Source organism: bacterium, from assembly GCA_016873475.1.
In the GTDB taxonomy this organism is placed as follows: Bacteria; Krumholzibacteriota; Krumholzibacteriia; order JACNKJ01; family JACNKJ01; genus VGXI01.
In genome coordinates this window covers 1-1,947 of sequence record VGXI01000380.1, presented here as the reverse complement: position 1 = coordinate 1,947, position 1,947 = coordinate 1, and the positions used below count along the sequence as shown (strand labels likewise).

General features: G+C 68.5%; 2 protein-coding genes and 2 tRNA genes. All 4 read left to right on the top strand.

Features of this window, described 5'->3' with window-relative positions:
* Positions 1–518: 518 nt before the first annotated feature.
* Positions 519–959 carry an Hsp20/alpha crystallin family protein gene (locus tag FJ251_15965; GenBank protein MBM4119196.1) on the top strand — a complete coding sequence of 147 codons (441 nt, stop codon included), beginning with the start codon at positions 519–521 and terminating at the stop codon, positions 957–959.
* Positions 960–1,132: 173 nt separating this feature from the next.
* Positions 1,133–1,208, top strand: a tRNA-Ala gene (locus FJ251_15960).
* Between the two features lie 2 nt (positions 1,209–1,210).
* Positions 1,211–1,286 (top strand) — tRNA-Val (locus FJ251_15955).
* Between the two features lie 247 nt (positions 1,287–1,533).
* A partial coding sequence (locus FJ251_15950) for a hypothetical protein (GenBank protein ID MBM4119195.1) occupies positions 1,534–1,947 on the top strand: 414 nt, incomplete at its 3' end.

Below are 1,947 nucleotides of genomic sequence, written 5' to 3'. Positions count from 1 at the left end.
CTGGTAGGCGCGGATCATCTCGCGCGGGGTGGGGATGTCCGGCTGGCCGATGTTGAGGTGGTAGATCTTGGCGCCCGCGGCCTTCGCGCGGTCGGCGTCGGGGACGAGGCGGCGGATGGGGCTCGCGGGAACGGCGACGCCGCGGCGGGAGAGGCCGGGCTGCGTCTTCATCGCCATGCTGCACCTCCGGTGCTGGACTGAGCGCAGGGTAATCCCGGAGCGGCATCTCCACAAGACGCGGCGCTGCGCGGGGGCCGCCGGACTTTGCCGCTTAGCTGACAGCTCGGTGACCGGCCGACAGACTGCAGCCGATGTGGCAGCTTCCCCCGGTGTCACGATGGCAGCAAGTCACGGCCCGGCTCGGCGAGTGTACACGTGTACAACTCCGAAGTCCTACTCGAATCGTCACTTCTCGAGGCGAACTGGGTTTGGCAAGCCGGTTGCTGTAGGCCGGTCGAGCATGTGAACCCCTCACCCCGCGAGCCCCAGAGGCTCGAGCCGAATCAGGAGGAGCCGAGATGACTCTCATCAAGTGGAAGCCCCAGTACGCCGGCATGAACGACATCGATCGCCTTTGGAACGAGTTCTTCAGCGCGCCCGCGGGCTGCGCGACCTGCGAGCCCGAGGCCCAGCTGCGCTGGAGCCCGCGCGTGGACATCCTCGAGACGGACAAGCAGTACGAGATCCACGTCGAGCTGCCCGGGCTCGAGAGAAGCGACCTCAGCCTCAAGGTGGAGGACGGCCTGCTGGTGCTGAGCGGTGAGCGCAAGAGCGTCAGCGAGGAGAAGGAGCGCCGCTTCCGCCGGGTCGAGCGCCTCTACGGCCGCTTCGAGCGCAGCTTCCGGCTGCCGAAGGAGGCCGATGCCGAGAAGATCGAGGCCGAGTTCAAGAACGGCCTGCTGATGATCACGATCGCCAAGGCCGCGCAGGTGGCTGGCCGCGAGATCCAGGTCCGCTAGTCACACCCCCCTCAAGCGGGGCCTCCCGAGCCGTGGCCCAGCCCGGCGCGAGAGGCCCCGCGCCTCTTTTCCATCACCTGCGTGGTGGCGCGGAGCCAGGGCGCTGCGCGCGAGCTGCCGCCCCCGGGGCTTGCCTTCCCCAGGCGCATCCGCTACATTGGCATCCGCTTTCGGGGCCGCTAGCTCAGCTGGTAGAGCGCTGCGTTCGCAATGCAGAGGTCAGGAGTTCGATCCTCCTGCGGTCCACCAACGGGCGGTTAGCTCAGCTGGGAGAGCGCATGCTTCACACGCATGAGGTCACTGGTTCGATCCCAGTATCGCCCACCCCCAAAGCCCGGTCGCAGCAGCAGTTGCGGCCGGGCTTTGTGCTGTAGGGCATCTGAGCGGGCGCTCAGTGCCCATTCGGTGCCCATCTCCCTCCTTCCGCCTGGCTTCCTGCGACTGCTGAGTTCGACAGCGCGCGCCTGGACTGGCTCAATGCCGGGACGCTGGCCTGCCGCTAGACAAGCCCCCGGCCAACGGGTGTACCTGCCTCACCCTCACGCCGCTGGAGCTACTGGCGCGCCTGACGACGTTGATCCCGCTGCCGCGACAGCATCGCACGCGCTACCACGGCGTGCTCGCCCCGCACGCCAAGCTGCGCTCGCCGGTGATCGCGACGGTGGGGCCGAGCGAAGCGCTGGCCTACCGGCTTCACCCGGTCGCGGTGCGCATGGAGCTGGCTAGCGAGGACGGGCCACTAGCGCCGGAGCCGTCGCCATCCCCACGCACGTGGCGCTACGCTTGGGCGATGCTGCTGGCGCGGATCTACGAGGTGCTGCCTCTGGTTTGCCCGCGCTGCGGCAGTGCCATGCGAATCCTTGCCTTCGTGACGGAAGCGGCCACGGTGCGGCGCCTCCTCGGATACGTGCTGAAGGCAAGGTTGACCTGCGAACGGCCCTCGTCGATGAGCCTTGGTGAGCGGCGTGCGCCGCGCGCGCGGGGACGG

What these genes read in the sequence shown, in the direction of transcription:
- FJ251_15965 (MBM4119196.1), top strand. Translation starts at nt 519, where the DNA reads ATGACTCTCATCAAGTGGAAGCCCCAGTACGCCGGCATGAACGACATC.